Source organism: Lachnoanaerobaculum sp. Marseille-Q4761, from assembly GCF_017565785.1.
GTDB lineage: Bacteria > Bacillota > Clostridia > Lachnospirales > Lachnospiraceae > Lachnoanaerobaculum.
Genome location: NZ_JAGEKB010000001.1, coordinates 465938 through 489316, shown reverse-complemented (window position 1 = coordinate 489316; position 23379 = coordinate 465938). Strand labels below are relative to the sequence as shown.

At 35.8% G+C, this 23379-nt stretch carries 22 protein-coding genes; 20 read left to right on the top strand and 2 right to left on the bottom strand.

Features of this window, described 5'->3' with window-relative positions; genetic code table 11:
- Positions 1 to 252 precede the first annotated feature (252 nt).
- Positions 253 to 987 (bottom strand): hypothetical protein, encoded by a 735-nt coding sequence (locus J4O15_RS02285; RefSeq protein ID WP_208099540.1) that lies wholly within the window; start codon positions 985 to 987, stop codon positions 253 to 255.
- A gap of 282 nt (positions 988 to 1269) precedes the next feature.
- Here J4O15_RS02285 and J4O15_RS02280 point away from each other — a divergent pair, with 282 nt between their 5' ends.
- From J4O15_RS02280 to J4O15_RS02185, 20 genes are all read left to right on the top strand, one after another.
- On the top strand, positions 1270 to 3033 hold the full coding sequence (locus tag J4O15_RS02280; protein ID WP_208099539.1) for an ABC transporter ATP-binding protein: 1764 nt from the start codon (positions 1270 to 1272) through the stop codon (positions 3031 to 3033).
- 36 nt (positions 3034 to 3069) lie between these two features.
- Positions 3070 to 4218, top strand: a complete 1149-nt coding sequence (locus tag J4O15_RS02275) for a M20 family metallopeptidase (protein WP_208099538.1) — start codon at positions 3070 to 3072, stop codon at positions 4216 to 4218.
- A gap of 90 nt (positions 4219 to 4308) precedes the next feature.
- Positions 4309 to 6120 (top strand): translation elongation factor 4, encoded by a 1812-nt coding sequence (gene lepA, locus J4O15_RS02270; RefSeq protein ID WP_208099537.1) that lies wholly within the window; start codon positions 4309 to 4311, stop codon positions 6118 to 6120.
- Positions 6121 to 6126: 6 nt separating this feature from the next.
- Positions 6127 to 7284 (top strand): radical SAM family heme chaperone HemW, encoded by a 1158-nt coding sequence (gene hemW, locus J4O15_RS02265; protein WP_208099536.1) that lies wholly within the window; start codon positions 6127 to 6129, stop codon positions 7282 to 7284.
- Between the two features lie 18 nt (positions 7285 to 7302).
- Positions 7303 to 8325: a threonine aldolase family protein gene (locus J4O15_RS02260; protein ID WP_208099535.1), complete on the top strand. Its 1023-nt coding sequence runs from the start codon at positions 7303 to 7305 to the stop codon at positions 8323 to 8325.
- 28 nt (positions 8326 to 8353) lie between these two features.
- Positions 8354 to 9451 (top strand): DegT/DnrJ/EryC1/StrS family aminotransferase, encoded by a 1098-nt coding sequence (locus J4O15_RS02255; RefSeq protein WP_208099534.1) that lies wholly within the window; start codon positions 8354 to 8356, stop codon positions 9449 to 9451.
- Complete coding sequence (locus J4O15_RS02250; protein ID WP_208099533.1) at positions 9448 to 11586, top strand: PEP/pyruvate-binding domain-containing protein; 2139 nt, start codon at positions 9448 to 9450, stop codon at positions 11584 to 11586. The genes J4O15_RS02255 and J4O15_RS02250 overlap by 4 nt, the downstream gene beginning before the upstream one ends.
- Complete coding sequence (locus tag J4O15_RS02245; RefSeq protein WP_243761930.1) at positions 11573 to 12646, top strand: hypothetical protein; 1074 nt, start codon at positions 11573 to 11575, stop codon at positions 12644 to 12646. The genes J4O15_RS02250 and J4O15_RS02245 overlap by 14 nt, the downstream gene beginning before the upstream one ends.
- 15 nt (positions 12647 to 12661) lie before the next feature.
- Positions 12662 to 13027, top strand: a complete 366-nt coding sequence (locus tag J4O15_RS02240) for a diacylglycerol kinase (RefSeq protein ID WP_208099531.1) — start codon at positions 12662 to 12664, stop codon at positions 13025 to 13027.
- Entirely contained in the window at positions 12997 to 13599 is a 603-nt protein-coding gene (locus tag J4O15_RS02235) for a CDP-archaeol synthase (RefSeq protein ID WP_243761929.1), read from the top strand. Before J4O15_RS02240 ends, J4O15_RS02235 begins: the two co-directional genes overlap by 31 nt.
- Positions 13600 to 13602: 3 nt before the next feature.
- Positions 13603 to 14199 carry a CDP-alcohol phosphatidyltransferase family protein gene (locus tag J4O15_RS02230; RefSeq protein WP_208099530.1) on the top strand — a complete coding sequence of 199 codons (597 nt, stop codon included), beginning with the start codon at positions 13603 to 13605 and terminating at the stop codon, positions 14197 to 14199.
- Positions 14200 to 14208: 9 nt separating this feature from the next.
- Positions 14209 to 15084, top strand: coding sequence for a phosphatidylserine decarboxylase (locus J4O15_RS02225; protein ID WP_208099529.1), 876 nt, complete (start codon positions 14209 to 14211; stop codon positions 15082 to 15084).
- Positions 15062 to 16027, top strand: a complete 966-nt coding sequence (locus tag J4O15_RS02220; protein WP_008750113.1) for a prenyltransferase — start codon at positions 15062 to 15064, stop codon at positions 16025 to 16027. Before J4O15_RS02225 ends, J4O15_RS02220 begins: the two co-directional genes overlap by 23 nt.
- Positions 16028 to 16040: 13 nt before the next feature.
- Positions 16041 to 17138, top strand: a complete 1098-nt coding sequence (gene glf, locus J4O15_RS02215; protein ID WP_208099528.1) for a UDP-galactopyranose mutase — start codon at positions 16041 to 16043, stop codon at positions 17136 to 17138.
- A 3-nt stretch (positions 17139 to 17141) separates the two neighbouring features.
- The gene (locus tag J4O15_RS02210) at positions 17142 to 17825 is read left to right on the top strand and encodes a hypothetical protein (protein WP_208099527.1); all 684 of its coding nucleotides are present in this window, start codon (positions 17142 to 17144) and stop codon (positions 17823 to 17825) included.
- A 149-nt stretch (positions 17826 to 17974) separates the two neighbouring features.
- Positions 17975 to 18571 (top strand): helix-turn-helix transcriptional regulator, encoded by a 597-nt coding sequence (locus tag J4O15_RS02205; protein WP_208099526.1) that lies wholly within the window; start codon positions 17975 to 17977, stop codon positions 18569 to 18571.
- A complete protein-coding gene (locus tag J4O15_RS02200) occupies positions 18562 to 19644 on the top strand; it encodes a tetratricopeptide repeat protein (protein WP_208099525.1) in 1083 nt (360 codons plus the stop codon). The genes J4O15_RS02205 and J4O15_RS02200 overlap by 10 nt, the downstream gene beginning before the upstream one ends.
- A 117-nt stretch (positions 19645 to 19761) precedes the next feature.
- The gene (locus J4O15_RS02195) at positions 19762 to 20691 is read left to right on the top strand and encodes an FtsX-like permease family protein (RefSeq protein WP_208099524.1); all 930 of its coding nucleotides are present in this window, start codon (positions 19762 to 19764) and stop codon (positions 20689 to 20691) included.
- Between the two features lies 1 nt (position 20692).
- On the top strand, positions 20693 to 21079 hold the full coding sequence (locus J4O15_RS02190) for an ATP-binding cassette domain-containing protein (RefSeq protein WP_208099523.1): 387 nt from the start codon (positions 20693 to 20695) through the stop codon (positions 21077 to 21079).
- Positions 21072 to 21260 carry a DNA-3-methyladenine glycosylase I gene (locus J4O15_RS02185; protein ID WP_208099522.1) on the top strand — a complete coding sequence of 63 codons (189 nt, stop codon included), beginning with the start codon at positions 21072 to 21074 and terminating at the stop codon, positions 21258 to 21260. Before J4O15_RS02190 ends, J4O15_RS02185 begins: the two co-directional genes overlap by 8 nt.
- A gap of 175 nt (positions 21261 to 21435) precedes the next feature.
- Here J4O15_RS02185 and J4O15_RS02180 read toward each other — a convergent pair whose 3' ends face one another.
- Positions 21436 to 23376 (bottom strand): GH25 family lysozyme, encoded by a 1941-nt coding sequence (locus J4O15_RS02180; protein ID WP_208099521.1) that lies wholly within the window; start codon positions 23374 to 23376, stop codon positions 21436 to 21438.
- Positions 23377 to 23379: the final 3 nt, after the last annotated feature.

Sequence of the window (23379 nt, the reverse complement as noted above, 5' to 3'; positions counted from 1 at the left end):
CACTTGGAGGAAAGTCTAATAAAGAAGCTATGAAGGAGGGAAATCCAAGACCGGAGCTTCCTGAGGGTGTTACAGTTGATGATACAAGTGTAGTAGCTTAATAGCTGCCTATTATCTATAATACTTAATCTCTTCCCATATTCTACACATTGACGATTCAATTACTTTAAAGTAATATTTTAGTCACCATAAAATGAAGAGAAAAAAATGCAAAAATCGCCGGAATGTAAGAAGTCGGCGATTTTTACTGTGCTATAGACTTTTCCTGTATTTTTTATATAAAATAAATCCTACCGATAAAACAGCGATTATTCCCACGGCTGATAATATGATTGAATTTACTGTGCTGAATTTATCTGAATTGTATAAAGCTATAAATTTTTTGATTTCATCAAAGGTATACCATCCCTTTTTTATAGAAATCTCATCTCTCTCAATATCGACTAAAACCCCTATTTTTAATGAATCATCATCAAAAACTTTCACCAACAGTACTGAGCCGAAGGGGGTGGCTCTGTCTGCCCCGAGTAAGAGGATGTTTTTCATTCTTGTATTATATTGTTCACCTAAAAGCTCAGACATTAGAGCGGTTGTTGTGTAATTTCTGTCCTCATAAATTAAATTTGCGGATTCAAAAAGCTTACCGTTTTTATCATACGAAAGTATTCTCTCAAAATATTCATTTGATGGCTGATATTCTGTCACAACCCAGTTGGAATCCTTCATATCAATAGTATCTGTATTCGACTCAAAAACAAGTTCTATAAGTTTATCCTCTGATTTTATCTTGCTGACAGGCACCGCATTGTAAACAAAGAATATCTCTGTATTATCTACAATACTTTGAGTGGACTCCCCATTTTTTGAAAGAGTATTTATCAAAACATCATTTGAGGGGGGAGTGAGTGCAAATGAATTGATGCACATATTTAAAGAAAAAATACAAAAAAATATAAATGCCGATATCTTTGCAGCTTTATTATTCATCTTAACCTCCATTTCTTTGGTGAAAGGCAAAACAAACAGTTATGAAAAGTATTTTCACGCCAAGTACTTATCTATATGATAGTTTATCGGAGAATTATAATCAAGATTTAAACATTACTGTATTAGTAAAAAAGTATAATTATTCTCTAATGTTTCCATAATCAAAGTTTTAAAGAGAAATATACCAAAACAGATATATTTTTGCACATATAAAAATGATGTATTTTCTTATTCTAAAAGGTGTTATACTAAAGGGGTTGTAAAATAAAGAAGGAGATTTCTATGTCAAAAACTTATACTAATTCGTATTTGCTTAAGAGGTTTTTGCCTTATTACAGCAAATATTATCCTACACTTATACTTGATTTGATATGTGCCGGATTTTCTACAATGTGTGATTTGGTACTGCCGATAATACTGAGATATCTGACAAATACCGCAAGACAAAATATAGAGCTTTTGACTCTAAAACTTATAATAACGCTTGGAGCAATATTTATATTGCTTCGTATAATAGATACCATAGCCAATTACTATATGCAAAATATCGGGCATGTTATGGGTGCGCAGATAGAGACGGATATGAGATATGATATTTTTTCTCATATTCAACAGCTGCCGTATTCATATTATAACACCAATAAATCCGGTCAGATTTTATCCCGTATAACTACTGATTTGTTTGAAGTTACGGAGTTTTCACATCATTGCCCGGAAGAGTTTTTTATTGCATTTGTAAAATTTGTTATTTCATTTTTGATACTTATAAATATAAATATTCCGCTGACTTTAATTATATTTATGATGATACCGATTATGGTGTTTTTTATGTCAACCACAAATAAAAGGATGAGAGCGGCACAAAAAGAACAAAGAAATCATGTCGGTGATATAAATTCAGGTATTGAAAATAATATTCTCGGTGCAAAGGTGGTTAAGTCTTTTGCAAATGAGGATTTGGAAGTGGAAAAGTTCCATAAGGAAAACTTGAAATTTTTGGACATTAAAAAGGTATTCTACAAGTATATGGCAAATATGCAGGTGGTCTACAGGATTTTTGACGGTATCATGTATTTGACGGTTATTGTGCTTGGAAGTCATTATATGAAAATCGGAGTTATAAATGCGGGCGATATGTTTTTATACACTCTTTATATCAATATGCTTTTAAACACTGTAAAAAGAATTGTTGATTTTATGGAGCAGTTCCAAAGAGGAATGACAGGTATTGAAAGATATATCGAGATAATGGATGTAAAAAACGATATTATTGACAGGGAAGATGCCGTTGTACTGGATGAAGTAAATGGTGATATTGAGTTTAGGAATGTAAGCTTTTCATATCCTCAAAGTGATGTAAAGATACTTGATAATATAAGCTTTAATATAAATAAGGGAGAAAATATTGCTCTTGTAGGCTCATCCGGAGTCGGAAAAACCACAATATCCAATCTCATACCCAGATTTTATGAGGTCAGCAGCGGTGAGATACTGATAGATGGCAGAGATATTCGTGATATTAAACAAAAGTCGCTAAGAGATAATATCGGTATAGTGCAACAGGAGGTGTATTTATTCTCAGGCACCGTATATGAAAATATTGTATACGGAAAAAAGGATGCAAGTTTTGAAGAGGTCAAAAGGGCTGCAAAAATGGCGGGTGCCTATGATTTTATTATGGAGCTTGGAGATAAGTTTGATACATATATCGGTGAGCGAGGCACCAAGCTTTCAGGTGGTCAAAAGCAAAGAATCAGTATAGCAAGAGTATTTCTTAAAAATCCACCTATACTGATACTTGATGAAGCGACATCGGCACTTGATAATAATTCCGAGGCTATAGTGCAGCAGTCTCTTGAAACACTCAGTGAGGGAAGAACTACAATTACCATAGCGCACAGACTCTCAACTATAAGAAATGCCGATAAAATCTTGGTGCTTACTGAAAACGGTATAGAGGAGTCGGGTACACATGAGGAGTTACTGAGTAAAAAAGGAATATATTTTAATTTTTATAATAAAAATATAGATAAGTTAAAGGAATAAGCTTTTAAGCCATCATTATGGCGGAATGGAGATATTATGCAGGATATTTTTGATTTAATAGATGAAGATGAGTTGGTGGAGATGCTTTCAAAGGCGGTGGATATACCCAGTATAAATCCTAAGGGAAATGAAAAACCAATGTGCGAATATGTGGAAAATCTGTTAAAGGAAAACAATATAGAATATTTATCAGTGCCTGTGGAAGAAGGCAGATATGATATCATAGCAAGGATAAAGGGAAGTCAGGATAATGCTGCCTTGGTATTTACCGGACATATGGATGTTGTTCCGGTGTCTGAGGATGAGATGAAAAGATGGGATACTCCGCCATTTACCTCGACTATAAAGGACGGTAAATTATATGGAAGAGGAAGTGCCGATATGAAAAGCGGACTTATATCTGCGATTTATTCAATGATACTGCTAAAAAGGCATAATATCATACCTTCAAGAGATATAATACTTGCCGCCACCATTGATGAGGAAAATCTCATGAAGGGCTCCAAGGCATTGCAGGATAATGAGGCGTTTAAAAATGCAAAATATCTTATAGTATGTGAGCCTACAGATATGAAAATATGCAATGAGCAAAAGGGGAGGACATGGGCGGATATTTGTGTGCATGGAATGACTGCTCACGGTTCACAAAAAGGTGTGGGAGAAAATGCGATATATCTTGCAATAAAGCTGATTGAAAAGATAAAGCATACAGAGTTTAAGGAGTATCCGGACACATTTTGGCGTACACTTGCCATAAATGCCGGGGTGGAGCCGCAGGTAGTACCTGACAGATGTGTATTTACTGTAGATGCCAGACTTCAGGTGGGACATGAGCCGGCTAAGATATGGGAAAAACTTGAAGAGCTTATACAGGAAATAAAATCTGAGAATCCGCATTTTGACGCTACCTATGAGATAGAGGATATGAGAACTTCATGGCATACAAAAAAAGAGGATGAATTGATACAGGGTATTATGTCATCACTGAAAAAAATGGAGATAGATCCTGCTTTTGATACATTCACGGGCTCTACAGATGCCAGTATGCTTATAAAAAATAATCTGATACCTGTAATCATAGGTCCCGGGGATTTGTCTGTGGTGCATAGGGAAAATGAATATGTGGAGCTTAGGCAATTATTTGATTCCTGTAAATTATATCTGGATTTGATGATGAATATATGACCTGCCTCCTAATCCTCTATTATTGTAAGAATCCGGAAAAAATGTTATTATAAGCATTATTATTCAACATTTAAATGATAGGAAGAAAAGATGATTGTTGACCAAAGTAAGATTAGAAATTTTTGTATTATTGCACATATAGACCATGGTAAGTCCACTCTTGCAGACAGGATAATAGAAAAGACAGGACTTTTGACCAGCAGGGAGATGCAGTCCCAAGTTCTTGACAATATGGACTTGGAGCGTGAGAGAGGAATTACTATAAAAAGTCAGGCGGTGAGGACTGTTTATAAGGCAAATGACGGAAATGAATATATATTTAATCTGATAGATACTCCGGGACATGTAGACTTTAACTATGAAGTATCAAGATCACTGGCAGCCTGTGACGGTGCAATACTGGTAGTGGATGCGGCTCAGGGGATAGAGGCGCAGACTCTTGCGAATGTATATATGGCACTTGACCATGATCTGGAGGTGTTCCCTGTTATAAACAAGGTGGATCTGCCAAGTGCCGATCCGGATCTTGTGGCAAGTGAAGTTGAGGATGTAATAGGTATAGAGGCACATGATGCTCCGAGAATCTCCGCAAAAATGGGCTTAAATATAGAGGATGTACTGGAAGCTATAGTGGCAAAAGTACCTGCTCCTACAGGAGATATCAATGCGCCTTTGCAGGCACTTATATTTGACTCCATATATGACTCCTATAAGGGAGTAATAGTATTTGTAAGAATCAAAGAGGGTAGTGTAAAAAAGGGAGATGCTATAAGAATGATGGCTACAGGAGCCGTGGCGGAGGTGGTTGAGGTAGGTTATTTCGGAGCAGGACAGTTTATTCCATGTGATGAGCTCTCAGCCGGCATGGTCGGATATATTACCGCCGGTATCAAGAATGTAAAGGATACCAGAGTCGGTGATACGATTACATTAAATAATAATCCGTGTAAGGAGGCATTGCCCGGATATAAGAAGGTTACACCTATGGTATATTGCGGACTTTATCCGGCTGACGGAGCAAAGTATAATGACCTTAGAGAAGCATTGGAGAAATTACAATTAAATGATGCTTCACTTTTCTTTGAGCCTGAGACCTCTCTTGCTTTGGGATTTGGATTCAGATGCGGCTTTTTAGGGCTTTTGCATCTTGAGGTAATACAGGAAAGACTTGAAAGAGAATATAATCTTGATCTTGTTACTACCGCACCGGGGGTTGTATATAAGGTGTTTAAGACAAACGGAGAGGAGATAGAGCTTACCAATCCTTCCAATTTGCCGGATGCTTCAGAAATAGAGCATATGGAAGAGCCTATTGTTTCGGCTGAGATAATGCTTACAAAGGAGTTTGTAGGTGCTATTATGAATCTTTGCCAGGAGAGAAGAGGAATATATCTCGGAATGGAATATATAGAGGAAAATCGTGCTATTTTAAGATATGATTTGCCTTTAAATGAAATAATATATGATTTCTTTGATGCCCTAAAGTCAAGGTCAAGAGGCTATGCTTCACTTGACTATGATTTAAAGGGATATGTGCCTTCAAAGCTTGTAAAGCTTGATATTCTTATAAATAAGGAAGAGGTGGATGCATTATCATTTATAGTACATGCGGATTCGGCTTATGAAAGAGGCAGAAAGATGTGCGAAAAGTTAAAGGAAGAGATACCGAGACATTTATTTGAGATACCTATACAGGCGGCAGTCGGCTCCAAGGTTATTGCAAGAGAGACTGTAAAGGCAATGAGAAAAGATGTGTTGGCAAAATGCTATGGAGGAGATATATCAAGAAAGAGGAAACTCCTTGAAAAGCAAAAAGAGGGAAAGAAGAGAATGAGACAGATAGGTAATGTGGAAATCCCTCAGAAGGCATTTATGAGCGTACTTAAATTGGATGAGGATTAATAATTTATGTCTATGAAAAAGTTAGAATTATATGTGCATATACCATTTTGTGAAGAAAAATGTAAGTACTGCGACTTTTTATCATTTAAGGCAGATGACGGTGAGAAAAAGGCATATGTCACTCAGCTTATAGAGGAGATAAAAGCACAGGGACAAAACTATAGTGATTATCTGGTCAGTTCAATATTTATAGGTGGAGGTACGCCTACCACACTTAACGGAATATGGATACTGGATATAATGAATGCAATCCGCGAGAACTTTATGGTGGAAACGGATGCGGAAGTTTCTATAGAATGTAATCCGGGTACATTATCAACAAGCAAGATAATGCATATAAAAAAGGCGGGAGTAAACAGAATAAGCTTCGGATTGCAAAGCAGTATAGAGGAAGAGCTTAAAGAGCTTGGAAGAATACATACATATAAGGATTTTTTACAAAGCTATCAGCTTGCAAGAGAGTATGGCTTTACAAATATCAATGTGGATTTGATGAGCGGTCTGCCAAAACAGACTATTGACAGCTATAAGACCACATTAAAAAGAGTCTGTGCCTTAAAGCCTGAGCATATAAGCGCATATTCTCTTATTATAGAACCGGGCACTCCATTCTTTGAAAAGTATGGAAGTGAGGAGGGGGCTCAGCTATTGCCGGGTGAAAATACAGACAGGGAGTTGTATGCCCTTACAAAAAGTATTTTAAAAGAGCATGGCTATGAAAGATATGAGATAAGTAATTATGCCAAGCCCGGCAGAGAGTGCAGGCATAATATAGGTTATTGGACAGGTGTGTCATATCTGGGATTTGGAGTGGGTGCATCCGGATATGTGATGAACAGACGCTTCCATGTGGAAAGCGATTACAGAAAATATATGAGTGTCAAGATGCAGCAGGATATTACTCCTCTTTACTGTGATATAGAGGAGCTGGATATCAAAGCCAATATGGAGGAATTTATGTTCCTTGGTCTAAGGCTGACAAAGGGAGTATCCAGACATGAATTTAATGAAAAATTCGGTGTGGATATGTTTGAGGTCTTTGACAGACAGATAAAGAGAAATATGATGTTAAAGCTTATGGAATATAATTCACCATATCTTAGACTGACTGAAAAAGGACTTGACCTCAGCAATATGGTAATGTCCGACTTTTTACTTGATTAGTTTTATATAGAGGCGAATATGTTATATTTTATAAATGATTACAGTGAAGGTGCGGCGGCGGAGATTTTAGATAAGATGCTTGAGAGCAATTTATCAAAACAGTCAGGCTATGGCAGTGATGAGTTTTGTTTGTCTGCAAAGGAGAAGATAAAGAAGGCTCTTAATGCCGATGCCGAAATCTTCTTTGTAAGCGGAGGAACACAGGCTAATAAGATAGTTATTGCAAGTATTTTAAAAAACTATGAGGGTGTTATAGCGGCGGATACCGGACATATTTCAGTGCATGAAGCCGGAGCCATAGAAAATACAGGTCATAAGGTTATAGGGCTAAAGTCAAAGGACGGCAAGATTTATGCGGACGCTATAAGGAAATTTTGTTCGGAGTTTTATGCTGATGTCAATCATGAGCATATGGTATATCCGGGTATGGTCTATCTGTCACAGCCTACAGAGTATGGAAGTCTTTATTCAAAGAAAGAGCTGGAGTCAATCGGTGAAATTTGCAAAGAGTATAAGATGCCTCTTTTTATAGACGGAGCAAGGCTTGCTTATGCAATCGGAAGCAGTGCATGTGATGTAGGTTTGGAAGATATTGCAGGACTTTGTGATATTTTCTATATCGGAGGAACAAAATGCGGCGCACTTATAGGCGAGGCGATAGTCTTTACAAATAAAGGGCTTTGCAAACATTTCTTTACAAATATGAAGCTGTTTGGCGGTGTACTTGCAAAGGGAAGACTTCTTGGAATACAGTTTGATACATTATTTACGGATAATTTATATAAAAGACTTGGCAAAAACGGGGTAGATGCTGCAATGAAGATAAAAAAAGCATTGCAGCAAAAGGGATATGAGCTTTATATCAACTCTCCTACAAATCAGCAATTTATTGTAGTGGATGATGCACTAAGAGAGAGACTTTCAAAGGAAGTTTCCTTCGGTTTTATGGAAACTCTTGAAAACGGAAAGCATGTTATAAGGTTTTGTACAAGCTGGGCTACAAAAGATGAGGATGTGGATAGGTTGATAGCTGTACTATAATATTTACCGATATATAAAAGGGAGGCTTATGAAAGAGAATAAAATATTTGTCACAAGGGCTACATTGCCTCCTAAGGAGGAATTCCTTGAATATGTGGATGAGATATGGGAGAGTGCGTGGCTGACCAATATGGGTGATGTTCACAATGAACTTGAAAAAAACTTGAGTGAATTTATGGACGATATGGAAATAGTTCTTACAGTGAACGGACATTTGGCACTGGAGCTTGCATTGCAATCCTTAAAGATAGAGGGAGAGGTCATTACTACACCGTTTACCTTTGCCTCAACTACTCATGCCATAGTAAGAAACGGATTAAATCCGGTTTTTTGTGATATAAAAAAAGATGATTTTACAATAGATCCTGAAAAAGTAGAAAAACTTATAAATAAAAATACAAAGGCTATAATGCCTGTACATGTATATGGCAATATATGTGATGTGGAGGCTATAGAAAGTATAGCAAAAAAATACGGACTATATGTTATTTATGATGCCGCCCATACCTTTGGCGAAAGATATAAGGGAAAAAGTGTGGCTGATTTTGGTGATATGAGCGTGTTCAGCTTTCATGCCACCAAGGTTTTTAATACTATAGAGGGCGGGGCTATCGCTCTGAGAGATAAGAATATAAGAAAATCATTGGATTTTTTAAAAAATTTCGGTATTGCGGATAAGGAAAATGTACCCTATGTGGGCAGCAATGCAAAGATGAATGAATTTGCAGCGGCTATGGGGCTTTGTAATATGAGGCATCTGCCGGAATATATAGAAAAAAGAAGGCATATATCAGAGATTTACACAGAAAGGCTGTCAGATTTAAAGGGTATCAGACTTAATAAATATAATAATGATACTGTATATAATTATGCCTATTTTCCTATAGTTGTGGAAAATGGAGACAGGGATGAATTGTATGAAAGTCTAGCAAGGGAGAATATTTTTGCAAGAAAATATTTTTATCCGTGCACAAATGCTTATGAATGTTACAGCAAAAGCTTTGACGCAAATGATACGCCTATAGCTTCGGATATATCAAAAAAGGTTTTGACCTTGCCTATATATCCTGATTTGGAGGCGACTGATGTAGAGAGGATATGTGATATTATTCGGAGAGAACTATGAAAGCAGAGAACTTAGAAATTTTACAAAATAACGGCTTTTTGGTTCCCAAATTTAAAACAGTTTATCCGGGTGATGAGCCGGATTTTTCATATTTTGATTCGGAACTTTTTGCCATTCGTTCAAATGACGCACATGAGGATGGTGAAAAGTTTTCCTATGCGGGACAATTTTTGACTGTTTTAAATGTGCCGAAAGAGGGAGTAAAAAAGGCGATACTTTCGGTGGTTGAAAGTTATAAAAACAGGCACTATGAAAAAAAGTTGGGTATAAGGAGTGCAAATAAGGACTCGGGTGTCATCATTCAGGAGATGGTGGAATCAGAGTATTCTGGTGTTTTATTTACTGCCAATCCTAAGGGGATTCTAAATGATATGGTGGTTGTTGCCGGAAAAGGACTGGGCAATAAAATAGTGGAGGATAAGGCTGAAACTGTTACCTACCATCATTATAGGGAGGGAGTTACCTATAAGGAAGGAAGCGGTGATTTTTTTCCCGAGCATTTTGTAAAAGAGCTGATTATCTTGGGTGAAAGGATAGAAAAGCTCTTTGGAAAGCCTATGGATATAGAATTTGCCATAAAAGAAAATAAAATATATATTTTACAGGCAAGAGAGATTACAGGTCTTGATTTTACTTTGCCTGTTCGTATACTTGATAACAGCAATATTGCAGAAAGTTATCCCGGAGTGTGCAGTAAGCTTACAAGAAGCTTTGCATGGGAGGTATATACAAGGATTTTTACAAGACTCGGACAAAGAGTGCTTGGGAAATCGGCAAAACAGTATGAAGATCTGTTTACAAATATGGTCAGTGATTTTGGCGGAAGGATGTATTATGAAATCAGCAGTTGGTATGATATTTTAAGACTGATGCCGCTATCTTCAAAAGTTATACCTGTTTGGCAAAGAATGCTTGGAGTGGAGGATACGGAAATTCACTTTTCCAAAGACAAGCCGGGACTGAATAAAAAAGTAAGACTTCTCTTTTCAACGCTTTATCTATTTGTACTTTCACAGAGAAAGATGAGGAATCTTTCTGTATTTTTCAAAAAAGAATTCCATTATTTTGATAAAAAAATTGAAAAGGAAGAAGATACAAAGAAACTATACCGTATTTTTAAGGAGATGGAAGAAAACTTTTTTAAAGAATGGGATTGGACATTGATAAATGATATGGTGTCTTTTTTGTCTACACATTTTGCAGGAAGCAGAGTAAAAAAGACATTGGCACTCGAGAGTAAAAAGCCGGTAGAGGCATTAAATGATTTGATTTATATATATAAAAGATTTGGAGATAAATCAAAAGAGTACCAAAAAGCGAAAAGAAGATATATAAAATACTATGGTGACAGAACTGTAGGTGAGCTCAAGCTTGAAACAAGGACTTTTGCGACGAAACCAAAGCTTTTGGATAAACTTGTGGAGGAAAGGGCATCACTTTCTATTAAAAAAGTAAGGAAAAGCCCTATAAATATAAAAAAATCATTAGCAAGAAGCTCAACCAATTACCGTGAGATTTCAAGGCTTAACAGAAGCAGAATATTCGGGCTTATGAGAAAACTTATTGATAAAATAGCTTCAAAAACAATCGGTGAAGATATTTATAATTTATCACTTTCTCAAATAGAGGAGATGATTTTTTTAAACAGGGATTTTAGCGAGGAGATAAAGGAAGAAAAAAATCTGATGCTCGTATATAATAAGATTCCGACTATAAAAAAGGTAAAACTTTTGGGAAATCCCGGTATTGATTTTTCGGGAGTTGATATATCCTCCTGTAAAGAGGGCAATAAAAGTGATTTTCTTGCAGGCAGAGGAGTGTCAAACGGGAAAGTCGTTGGAGAAGTAATAAAAATCACAGATATGAGCAAGGTATCTCTAAAGGATGTTAAAGATAAAATAATAGCTGCTTATTCTACTGATCCCGGATGGTTTCTTTTGCTGTATGTGGCAAGAGGGATTTTGGCTGAGAGAGGTTCACTTCTTTCACATACCGCAATCGTGGCAAGAGAGTTAAAAAAGCCGGCAGTGGTCGGTATAAGAGATTTGATGAGTCGGATAGAGAGCGGAGATATTGTGGAGCTTGACGGAGATAAGGGCTGTTGCAGGATAAAAAGGGAGAATGAAATTGAGTGAAATAACAGTAAGTATAGTTAAAAAGAATAAGGATAGGGAACTGTTTTTAAGGTTTCCGTCAAAGGTCTATGATGATAAACATATTATGCAGGATAAGGTCTTTGAAAGGGAGGTTTTAGAAAACACCAATGTTTTATGCAAGGGGGTAGATATTATTCCTCTCATTGCAAAAAATAAAAAAGAAGAAGTGACAGGGCGTTGTTTATTATCTTTATATGAGGATGATGATACAGCATATATAGGTTTTTTTGAATCCGTAAATAAAGAAGAAGTTGCAAATGAGCTGCTTAATACGGCGCAAAATCTGGCTAAGGATGCCGGAAAGAAAAAACTTTTAGGACCTATCGACATTTCCTTTTGGGCCAGATATCGCTTTTGTATGGAGGAGGGTTTACCATATATAGGAGAGCCGGCGAACAGAGATTTTTATATAGGACTTTGGGAAAAGTTCGGATTTTCGGTGGCAGAAGAGTATTCTTCCAACTTTTTTGATATTCCGGATGAGGATTTTGAGAGTGAAAAAGCGAAGATGAGACTGGAGGAGGTAAAAAAAGAAGGATATGTTTTTTGCCATCCGAATGTAGATAATTTTGAGAAATATTTAAAAGATATATATCCTGTTTTGATGGAGGGGTATAAGGATTTTTGCGGCTTTAAAAAGATATCCGAGCAGGATTTTATAAAGCTTTATTCTCCTTTAAAGATGGTTATAGATACGGATGTGGTATTCTTGGCATATAAGGAAAACAGATTAAAGGGATTTTTAATCTGCCTGCCTGATTATGGAAATTTGCTTTGTAAGCCCAGAACCCCCGCACTTTTACTTAATGTAATGAGTGTAAAATCAAAGGCAAAAAGATATGTACTTTTATATATGGGTGTGGAAAAGGATTGTCTGGGGCTTGGCTCGGCACTGTCACAGATGGTTGTGGATAAATTAAGAGAAAAAAAGGCGAGCGGGATATCGGCACTGATACATACCGGAAAGGCAACCGGCGGATATTTTAAGGACAAAATAAAGACACAAAGAAAATATGTTTTGCTTGAAAAGATGATTTAAGATTTGAGGATTTGGATGAAAAATAAGACCTTTTTAAAGAGTGTATATTGTGCAATTGAGGGGCTTATCTTTGCTGTAAAAACGGAAAAAAATTATAAATATTATCTATGTATTGATATTATATTTTTCCTGTTGGATTTCTTTGTTTTTAAGGTGGATAAAGCGACCTGGTTTGCATTTATTATCACATCATCAGGGGTGTATGCCATGGAATGTATAAATACCGCCATAGAACATATAGCAGATCTTATTTCAAATGAAGTGCATCCTGAGATAAAGGTCATTAAGGATATGGCTGCTGCGGGAGTACTTTGTTTTGGGATAGCATTCTTTATGGTGCAAATAATAGAATGTATAAATTATATGAGAGTATCGATATAATTATTTCACTGTATATCAGTATGTTGCCGGTAATTTTGGGCGGTGTATTTAACATGCTTTTTGTAAAGATAAAAGCATTGTCATTTTTACGGATTCCCGTGGATTGTGGCAAAAGTATAAATGGTAAAAGAATATTCGGAGACAGTAAGAGCGTTCTTGGATTTATAGGTATGACATTTGGAACGGCTGTTATAGCAATCCTTTGGGGATTGTTTTTAAAAATGATGAATATGGAAGCTCTTAATCTGATTTATAAAAAACATCCGAATACATTTTTTTTGAATTTGTTTACAGGGGCGGCATTCGGATTTGCATATATGGTTTTTGAACTGCCGAACAGCTTTATAAAAAGAAGATTTGATATAGATGCAAGTAATAGAGGAAGGTTTCCGATAAATATTTTTATATTTATCTATGACCAGATAGATTCTATGATTGGGGTAATGCTTATACTTTCATTGCTTGCAGGTTTGAATTTAAAGGAATATATAGTGGCTGTTTTTCTGGGAGGATTTACCCATGTGGCAGTCAATGGTGTTTTGATTTTGTTTAAAGTAAGAAAGTACTGGTGATAAATGAAAAGAATATTTTTGGGAGTATATCATCCGAGTGTGATACTTACCTATATAGGAGTTTTAATATCAATATTCGGGATTTTCTTTGTCGGAGATTTATATATATCAACTATTTTTCTGATGCTTGCAGGGCTTTGTGATGCATTTGACGGAATATTTGCAAGAATGTATAAAAGAACAAGTCAGGAAGAAAACTTCGGGATACAGATAGACTCATTTGCGGATTTGATTTCATTTGGAATATTTCCTATAAAAATATATATGAGCTTTTTTGCCGGTAATATATATATTTCCTTTATTTTAAGCGGCTTGTACATTCTGGCTGTAATAATCAGGCTGGCTTATTTTAACAGTGAGGGCAGTGAGGATAAAATATATTTTACAGGGCTGGCTGTAACATATTCCGCATTTTTTTTATCACTATATACAGTTATAGGCAAGTATATGAAAAGCTTTAATAAATTGCCGATAGAATGTTTATATATTTTTTTGATTTTGGCATTTTTATGGAATAAGAAGATAAAAAAGCCGAATCTGTATATAAGAATAGCTTTCCTTGTTTTAGCACTTGTTTTTATAGTTTTATTGCTTTTATAGGTGAGTAATTTGAAAATAATAGATAGAAAAAACGGACAGATAATAAATGAAGTGGAAGACTCTGCAGGAATTATCAGGTTTTTATACCACAGTTTGCCGGGCAGGATATTTTTAAAGCTGTTTTTTGCAAGAGTATATTTTTCAAAACTGCTTTCAATATATTATAAAAGTCCTTTATCAAAAGCTAAGATAGAAAGTTTTGTAAAAAAATATAATATGGATGGCAGACTTTTAAAAAGAGGCTTTGTAAGTTTTGATGATTTTTTTACAAGAAAGGAAAGAATAAATCCGGATAGGGAAGGGTTTATTGCAACGGCAAGTGCCAAGCTAAGAGTATTTAAAATAGGTGAAAATGGGGAACTTTATCAGGGCAAAAAAAGACTTAATATAATGATAAAGGGTAATGTTTATAATACCAATAAATTGTTGAAATCTCCACTGCCGAGATGGGCAAGAGGTGGATATCTTTTATTATACAGGCTAAGTCTGTCAGATTATCACAGATATATTTATCCTATAGGAGGTAGGTGCAAAGCTAAGAGAAGCATCGACGGTCATCTTGAAAGTGTAAGAAGGGATGCAGCTTATTGGAGAGCATTTGCGGAAAATAAAAGGGTATTGGAATATTGGCAGAGTGAGTATGGGAAAATGCTCCATATGGAGATAGGTGCAATGCTTGTCGGGCATATTCACAATTATGGAAAAAAAGTTTTTTTGCGAGGTGAGGAAAAAGGATATTTCTCTTACGGAGGTTCAAGCATCGTGGAAATAGTCGGCAAAGGGATAGAGATAGATAAAGATATTTTAAAAAACAGTGAAAAAGGTTTTGAAACAAAGGTTAGAATCGGAGAAAGGATAGGATATGGAAAGACTGAAAAGGCTTAGAGTTTATTTTAATGAAATGTTTCCGCTGCTTCCAAGGCTATGTCTTGGCTATATTGTATTTTTAGAGATTTATTTTATCGTACTCTTAAATCATGGCGTGACAGGCGGGCAACTTCTCTTATTTGACAGAGTGGAGGGGCAATCCGACTTTATATCCTATTTTATACAGCATGATGTGACAGGCGTGATTATAGGCGGATTTACAATATTCAGCTTTTTATTATGGCTTCGTATTGCGGATGATTTTAAAGACTATGAGCTGGATTGCAGACTTTTTGCAAGCAGACCGCTTCCATCAGGCAGAGTTCATAAAGATGATCTTAGAATTTTTGCCACCATACTTATCGGAGTAACTATTTTGCTAAATCTTATCTTTATGAGGAATTTTATATTCTGTTTGATTCTTTATACCTATGGAAGCTTGATGGCGGTATGGTTTTTCCAAAAGCATAAAATAGCGAAATCACTTCCGCTGGCTTTGGTGACTCATAATCCTGTACAGATAATATTAAATATTTATGTTATTTCCTATGCTATAATGAAGTATAAACTTCCGATATTTGATATTACAAATCTGATGGCGGTGATGACTCTGTATTTTCCTGCACTTATATGGGAGATTTCCAGAAAGATTCGTGCACCGAAGGAGGAAACGGAATATGTTACCTATTCCAAGCTTTTCGGATATAAGAAATGTATTGATTTTGTTTTTGTTCTTACATGGCTTGATATATTTACAAATATAGTGCTTGTTTGGAATTTAAATAAAATCTCAGTGGCGGCATTGCTTGCAAATACTGTATGGTGTTCTATGAAATTTTTTGAATATAAGAAGGATCCTACAAAGTACAGAATAGTAAGCAAGGTGGAAAGGTATACATATATACAGGAAAGTATGATGATTGCAACTATTATAATTTATTTGATAGTTGGAAAAATATAGAGAGGAGTAATGTATGAAATACGATTTTTTAATAGTTGGAGCGGGGCTTTTCGGAGCGGTATTTGCATATGAGGCAAAGAAGAGAGGCAAGAAGGTTTTGGTTATTGATAAGAGAGAACATATAGCCGGAAATATCTATACCGAGAATGTAGACGGTATAAATGTACATAAATACGGTGCCCATATTTTCCACACCTCAAATAAAAAGGTTTGGGGTTATATTAATAATTTTGCCGAGTTTAATAATTATATCAATTCACCTGTAGCGGTATATAAGGATGAACTTTATAATCTGCCTTTTAATATGAATACCTTCAGCAAGCTTTGGAATATCAAGACTCCGGATGAGGCAAAGGCTATTATTGAAAAGCAAAGAAAAGAATCAGGCATTACAGAGCCTAAGAATCTGGAAGAGCAGGCAATATCTCTTGTCGGCAGGGATGTATATGAAAAGCTTATAAAGGGATATACGGAAAAGCAGTGGGGAAGAGATGCAAAGGAGCTTCCGGCATTTATTATAAAAAGATTGCCGCTTAGATTTACATTTGATAATAATTATTTTAATGACAGATATCAGGGAATTCCGATAGGCGGATATACGGGAATAGTGGAAAAACTCTTGGAGGGAATAGAGGTAAGGATAAGTACAGAATACAAAGACTTTATAAAAGAAAATCCGGATATAGCGAACAGAACTGTATATACCGGAATGATTGACGAATTCTTTGACTATCAGCTGGGGGTATTAGAGTACAGAAGAGTATACTTTGAGGATGAAAGACTTGATACCGACAACTATCAGGGGAATGCCGTGGTAAATTATACCGAAAGAGATGTAGAGTTTACAAGAATAATAGAGCATAAGCATTTTGAGTATGGCAATCAGGATTTTACAATTATTTCAAAAGAGTATCCAAGTGAGTGGCAAAAGGGTGAGGAGCCCTACTATCCAATCAATAATGAAAAGAATAATGCTCTTTATGAAAGTTATGTAGAACTTTCAAAAAAGAGACCTGAGATAATATTTGGCGGCAGACTGGGCGCCTATAAGTATTATGATATGGATAAGGTAGTGGAAGCCGCACTTGAGTGTGTGGAGAAGAATTTGTAAAATATGAAATATAATCAAAAACAAAACCCTTTATGGATGGGTATACTGTATGGAACAGCAATATATTGTTCAATAGTATTATCTATATTGTATATTGTAGGTGTTGTTGCAACGATATTAATTATTCCTATGTGTATCATACTTGTATTTGTTTTGATATTACAAATGCGAAATATTTCATCTGCTAAAAAGGAGGAAGATGTAGATTATTGTCTGAAAACATATTTTATATATAAATATATAATGATGCCTGTTGAATTAATCTGTGCAGGAATAGTAGGTGCTTTTATTTTTGGAATAATCAAAATGATAATTCATTGGCCGGAAGATAGGCTTATAGCGACTTTTTTAGTGTTTATCATTACTCTTATAGTTGCTTATGTTATTACTTTTATTATTGCGATAATACTATATATTTTCGTAGTATTTACCTTAATAGAGTTGCCGTGTTTTATATCAATTAATTGCGTCTTAGGTATTACACAAAAAAAATACGGTATGTCTTCTGTAGAAAGAGCAATACATTCTTTATTGCAGATGATACCGGTGTTGGATATTATAGACGGCTTGTATATAAGTATAAAGTATTGGAATAGAGGCAGGGTGTTGGCTATTGTGTCTGCCGTTTTTACCTTTAGCGTAATAGCATTAGTATTGTCGATTTATTTGACAAATAGATTTATATAAAAAGTCAGGGAGTATTAAATACTCTCTGATTTTTTTTTATTAAGAATGTTTTTTCTCATAAAAATCCAACCACATTGGATTTTTTGTTCTATTTTCGATGCGGAAGACTTGATATAGTATATATATCAAACAAAGGAGGTGATTCCGGTGTGAAGGATACAAATAATATAGGTGGGATGATAAAGCGTTTTATTAAAAACAGAAACAGAACAGAAAAACAGATTGCAGGCGAACTTGGAATTAAAAATACTACATTTTCGGCACAGCTAAATCACGATACTGTAAGTGCAGAAACACTTTTTAGATTATCGGTATTACTTGATATAGATCTGAACTGGATGAAATATGCGCTTGGGTATCATGGTCAGGTAGGTCTTCTTGAAAGAGAGCAGATACCGAGAATGCAGGAAGAGTTTAGAGAAAATGAGCGAAAGTTTGTTTTAAATAGGATGGATGATTTGATAAATGATAATCCTAACAGCACTGCGGATGTAAGGAGAGAGCTTCTTAAGGAATTTCATGATAATATGTTTTATCTGTTGGACGTACTTGTACCTGATGAATTTGAACTCTTTTTAGTAGTAGAGAGGGGTAAGACAAAGTACTATGTTGATACAAAGGAAGTACTACCAAAGAGGTTGTCTTCTTTTGCAAGTATGCGAAATAAGCCTATTGCATGCTTGAAGGATGGAAATAACGCATTGAATATTGTTATTGAAGATAGAAAGGATGAGATATGTATATAATATTTTGTAATATTGCGTATTTGAGATACTATGACGGACGTGTTGCAGGAGAGATAAAGCCGAAATCCGGTGGAAGATGGGTTCAGGAAAATGAAGATGCGCATGAAAAGTGGAATTTTTTAAATATGGACGGAAGATGCTTCGGTTTTGTTAAATCTATCGGGGAGGAGTTTCACATAGAGAAATTTGATAAAAAGTACCGACATTTTGATGAAACTAACAATGTTTTAGTAATTTGGTGTGCTACGCACCATGAAAGAGGTACGGTAATTGTTGGATGGTATGAAAATGCAACTGCCAATAGATTTTTGAGGGAAACACGCTGTACACCTGTTAGCGGTATTGACAGGTATTATTGGTTTGAATGTAAGGCAGAGGATGCATATCTTTTACCGGAAGATAAGAGAACATTTACAATTGGAAGAGCGAAAAAAGATGGCGCAGGAAAAGGCTTTGGGCAGTCCAATACATGGTTTGCAGAATCCATATATGCTAAGGAGAATATAATTCCAAAAGTATTGGAATTTATCGGTTCACATAAAGAATACAGAATCAACACATTGACAAAAGAGTTCTTGGATTACGGAGATAAGACATCTCTCACAAAACAGGAAGAGGAATATGCAAAAAAATTAACAGATGATCAGAATTTGGAGTATCTGCCTTTTGGATATAGGATGTATGCAAATGATCAGTCTGCTGATAATGCATATGCTATTGCTATATCCTTAAATAACTGTTATCAGTACTCTATGGCAATACCTTGGTTTGAAAAGACTCTTGAACTGGATCCGGAAGATAATTATGTAAGAGGAAAACTGGCGTATATATACCAGCAAGTTGAGATGTATGATAAATCTACAGAAACAGTCAAATATTTGTTAGACAAAGTACCGGATGAAGATATGGACTTAAAAGATGAACTGTATAGTATCTTGGCGGATAACTACTATTTTGAGAATAAGATAGAAGATGCAATCTACTGGCAGGAACGTATTCTGCAGGAGAGTAAGAATGAAGAATTAATTTCTTATACAATATCTACAATGAAAAAATGGAAGAAACTTTTATAATAATTCTAAACAAAAAGACCACCTTTTAAACCGGCTACGCCTTGTTATATTCCTGATAAGAGTTTTGTAAATTACCTTGGAATCGGTGTCTATGATATACGAATAGATATAACAGATATGGCAAAAAATGAAGAGGATATACAGGCAATGCTAAAGGATTTGGAGAATGATCCTAATGTAGATAAATTTGAAGTTTATACAGGTAAACTTGTGGATTATAAAGCAGAGGAGGGGGAAAGACAAAAGCTTTGGATTGATTCAGGCAAACAAAGCAGCTTTCCGATAAAGTATATTTCGGGAGAGGCTCCGGTTGGAGATAATGAAATATCTCTATCAAAACTTGCGTCTAAGGAACTTTCTAAAAAAGAGGGAGAAAGTATTACACTTTTACTTGGTGAGAATGAAAAAACATTAAAAATAACAGGTATTTACTCCGACCTTACCAATGGAGGAAAGACTGCAAAAACAGATTTTAGAATTGATGAGGGCGAGAGCAAATGGACTGTTATTCCTGTTAAGCTGCTTGAAAGCTCTTATTCGAGAGATTTTAGCGAAAAATATTCACAGAGATATTCCTTTGCAAGATTTGCAGATACTAAGACCTATCTTAAGCAGATATTCGGTAATACAATTACTATGGTGGAGAGTATCAGTAAAGTAGCTCTTGTCGCTTCCCTTTTTCTTGTGTTTTTAATAGTAAGTCTATTTGTAAGAATGATTTATTTAAAAGATAGGGGACAGAATGCTGTTTTAAAGGCAATAGGTTTTAATAATTGTAGTCTGTATCTGCAATATATGATAAAAACAATATTTAGCCTAATTGCATGTATTTTGTTTGGTAATATTTTGGTTTTAAGTATTGGTGACAGATTGGCAGCGGAGATTCTTTCTGTGACCTGTGTTCATGGCATACATTTTATAAGAAACCCTATTTTCACATATCTTTTTATTCCTTTTTCAATGCTCTTGGCTGCAATGTTTGCTACAGCTATAGGAGTAAAGGGGATGAGGAAAATGAATATTGCACTGTTTTTAAAGGAGGAATAAAATGATTTTACAAGGGAGAAATCTTGAAAAAAGTTATGGAAATACAATACTGAAAACAAAGGTCTTAAAGGGTGTTGATATAGAGATTGGCGACGGTGAATTTGTATCTATCATGGGAAAGTCAGGTTCGGGAAAGTCAACACTACTGAATATTTTATCATCTTTGGATGTAGCGGATAGCGGAGAGATATTTTTTGAGGGAAGAAAAATAAATAATCTTTGTGAAGAAGATGCGGCAAAGCTTCGCAGAGAAACTTTCGGATTTGTATTTCAGCTGCCCAAAATGATTAAAAACCTAAGTATACTGGACAATATTTTACTACCCTCAATTAATTATAAAAAGAATAAAAAAGAGCTTATTGCCGGGGTAAAGGAAGCTTATGAATAAAATAATTAAAAGATGTGATTGGGCAAATAATAATCCGCTTGAACAGAGATATCATGATACGAAATGGGGAATACCTGTATTTTATGATAAGGAACTTTTTAAGATGCTTTGTTTAGAGGGTATGCAGGCAGTCGGAATGGTAAACGATCATCTTATGGATTGTGAATTTAGAAGAGTATAAACTTATGTATCAAGAGGGAGGTTACAATTTATTGCCGGGGATGAGAAAAGAATGGTATAGGCTTTGGTGGTACCGTGCGGAACAAAATAAAAGTCCTATCTATTCCTATCTATTATACAAAAACAGAGAAGATACCCATAAGCCGGGAAATCTTCTCTTGTTTATTCATAATTATTTATCTGGCTACCGGTCCGACACTTGCTTTTGTATAAACTTGACCTGAGTTATCAGCCACAGTCTGTGCACTTGTGCTGCTTTCAGGAGTCTGAGTTGTATTTGCTACAACCGGAGTCATAACACCTGAGCCATCTATATTATACTCTGTGCCGTTTACATTTACGGTAGTATTGGCAAGCATCTTTCCGTTCTCATCAAGATAGTAGGAGGTATTGTTGATATTTATTACACCTTTTGACATAGCACCTGAATTGTTCAGATAGTACCAGGTATTGTTTTCATTTATCCAGCCTGTCTTCATAGCACCGCTTGGAGATAGGAAATATCTTTGATTGCCGAGGTCTATCCAACCTGTTACCATCTTACCGTTATTATCCATATAATACCAGGTATTATTTTCATTTAACCATCCGGTTCTTGTGGAGCCGGATTTATCTATATAATACCAGTCATTATTGTCTTTAATCCATCCGGTTCTCATTGCACCTGAATCTGTAAGGAAATATTTATTCTTTCCGTCATTTATCCAGCCTGTTTGCATTTTACCCGAATTGTCCATAAAGTACCAGGTGTTTTTATCATTTACCCAGCCTGTCATCATCTTACCGTTATTATCCATATAATACCAAGTGCCGCTATCATTCAGCCATCCTCTGGCTAGCGCACCTGATTGTGTCAGGAAGTATTTGGCATTGCCGATATCTGTCCAGCCCGTCATCATCTTACCGTTACTGTCCATATAATATCTCTGATTTCCCGAGTCCACCCAGCCGGTTAGCATCTTACCGTTATTATCCATATAATACCAGCTGTTGTTGTCATTTACCCAACCGGTAACCATAGCACCTGATTGTGCCAGGAAATAGGTATTCTTGCCGTCTACAAGCCAGCCTGTTTGCATTTTGCCTTCTTTGTCGGCATAATATCTTTTGTTTCCGTCCACAAACCAGTTTGTTTGCATCTTGCCGTCATTATTATCAAGATAGTACCATGAATTGTTTTCCTTGTACCAACCTTTCTTTGCAGCGCCGTTATTGGACGGGTCCAGATAATAAATTGCATTATTGGAAGAATACCAGCCGGTCTTTGCCGTACCGTTTGAATCCATGTAGTAGGAGTTTTTACTGTCATGAACCCAGGAATCCTTTACCATATTGTAGTCTTTATAATAATATCTTTTTCCGGCAATGGTTCTCCATGTATCTGCAGGAATCTTGTCGGCAAATGATTTATACTGGAAGTCAATATCTACATTTGCCTTTATTCCGTTTACATTACCGGTACTGGTAGCCTGCCACATCACAGGATTTGGATAGGAATGCTTTACATTGTATCTGGCAACCCAGATATCATATTTTTTAAGTGCATTCATATCAAGCTTATTTGCTATCCAATAGTCATTTGCATACAGTATCGGATAGTAGCCTGCAGCTTCCACCTTATTACAGAAAGTTTTTATAATTGCGGTGAGTTCGTCCTTTGGCAATTTGCCTTGAGTGTTAGCATCCTCCACATCGAATGCTACAGGATATGAAATAGGATAATCCTTTATTATATCCAAAACAAAATCAGCTTCCGCCTCAGCTTGTGCAACTGTCATCGCATAGGAATAAATATATACTCCCAGCTTAATACCTCTTTTATTTGCTTCAGTCAGATTTTTTCTTATAACGGGGTCTATTTGACCTTTATATCTGGTTCCGTGAATGATAAATTGAACATCATCCGCCGCAACCTTATCCCAGTCTACATTCCCCTGATAATGAGAAAGGTCAATACCTCTTGCAACTACTCCGGAAAGTGATGAACCGTCAAGCATCTGGTATACACCGGGACTTTGCATGGTCCACTCATTTGCCGCATAGGCTGTCACCGGAGAAAGTAAAGACAGTGCAAGTGACAACGATATAGCAGTTTTTGTAAATTTGTTTAAATGCATTTT

Excerpts from the sequence above, each read along its gene's own strand:
- J4O15_RS02240 (WP_208099531.1), top strand. The coding sequence starts at position 12,662 with ATGAAAAATAAGACCTTTTTAAAGAGTGTATATTGTGCAATTGAGGGG.
- J4O15_RS02245 (WP_243761930.1), top strand. The coding sequence starts at position 11,573 with ATGAAATTGAGTGAAATAACAGTAAGTATAGTTAAAAAGAATAAGGAT.
- J4O15_RS02195 (WP_208099524.1), top strand. The coding sequence starts at position 19,762 with ATGGCAAAAAATGAAGAGGATATACAGGCAATGCTAAAGGATTTGGAG.
- hemW (WP_208099536.1), top strand. The coding sequence starts at position 6,127 with ATGTCTATGAAAAAGTTAGAATTATATGTGCATATACCATTTTGTGAA.
- J4O15_RS02235 (WP_243761929.1), top strand. The coding sequence starts at position 12,997 with ATGTATAAATTATATGAGAGTATCGATATAATTATTTCACTGTATATC.
- J4O15_RS02210 (WP_208099527.1), top strand. The coding sequence starts at position 17,142 with ATGAAATATAATCAAAAACAAAACCCTTTATGGATGGGTATACTGTAT.
- J4O15_RS02180 (WP_208099521.1), bottom strand. The coding sequence starts at position 23,376 with ATGCATTTAAACAAATTTACAAAAACTGCTATATCGTTGTCACTTGCA.
- J4O15_RS02275 (WP_208099538.1), top strand. The coding sequence starts at position 3,070 with ATGCAGGATATTTTTGATTTAATAGATGAAGATGAGTTGGTGGAGATG.
- J4O15_RS02230 (WP_208099530.1), top strand. The coding sequence starts at position 13,603 with ATGAAAAGAATATTTTTGGGAGTATATCATCCGAGTGTGATACTTACC.
- J4O15_RS02285 (WP_208099540.1), bottom strand. The coding sequence starts at position 987 with ATGAATAATAAAGCTGCAAAGATATCGGCATTTATATTTTTTTGTATT.
- J4O15_RS02255 (WP_208099534.1), top strand. The coding sequence starts at position 8,354 with ATGAAAGAGAATAAAATATTTGTCACAAGGGCTACATTGCCTCCTAAG.
- J4O15_RS02260 (WP_208099535.1), top strand. The coding sequence starts at position 7,303 with ATGTTATATTTTATAAATGATTACAGTGAAGGTGCGGCGGCGGAGATT.
- lepA (WP_208099537.1), top strand. The coding sequence starts at position 4,309 with ATGATTGTTGACCAAAGTAAGATTAGAAATTTTTGTATTATTGCACAT.
- J4O15_RS02190 (WP_208099523.1), top strand. The coding sequence starts at position 20,693 with ATGATTTTACAAGGGAGAAATCTTGAAAAAAGTTATGGAAATACAATA.
- J4O15_RS02220 (WP_008750113.1), top strand. The coding sequence starts at position 15,062 with ATGGAAAGACTGAAAAGGCTTAGAGTTTATTTTAATGAAATGTTTCCG.
- J4O15_RS02250 (WP_208099533.1), top strand. The coding sequence starts at position 9,448 with ATGAAAGCAGAGAACTTAGAAATTTTACAAAATAACGGCTTTTTGGTT.
- glf (WP_208099528.1), top strand. The coding sequence starts at position 16,041 with ATGAAATACGATTTTTTAATAGTTGGAGCGGGGCTTTTCGGAGCGGTA.
- J4O15_RS02200 (WP_208099525.1), top strand. The coding sequence starts at position 18,562 with ATGTATATAATATTTTGTAATATTGCGTATTTGAGATACTATGACGGA.
- J4O15_RS02280 (WP_208099539.1), top strand. The coding sequence starts at position 1,270 with ATGTCAAAAACTTATACTAATTCGTATTTGCTTAAGAGGTTTTTGCCT.
- J4O15_RS02185 (WP_208099522.1), top strand. The coding sequence starts at position 21,072 with ATGAATAAAATAATTAAAAGATGTGATTGGGCAAATAATAATCCGCTT.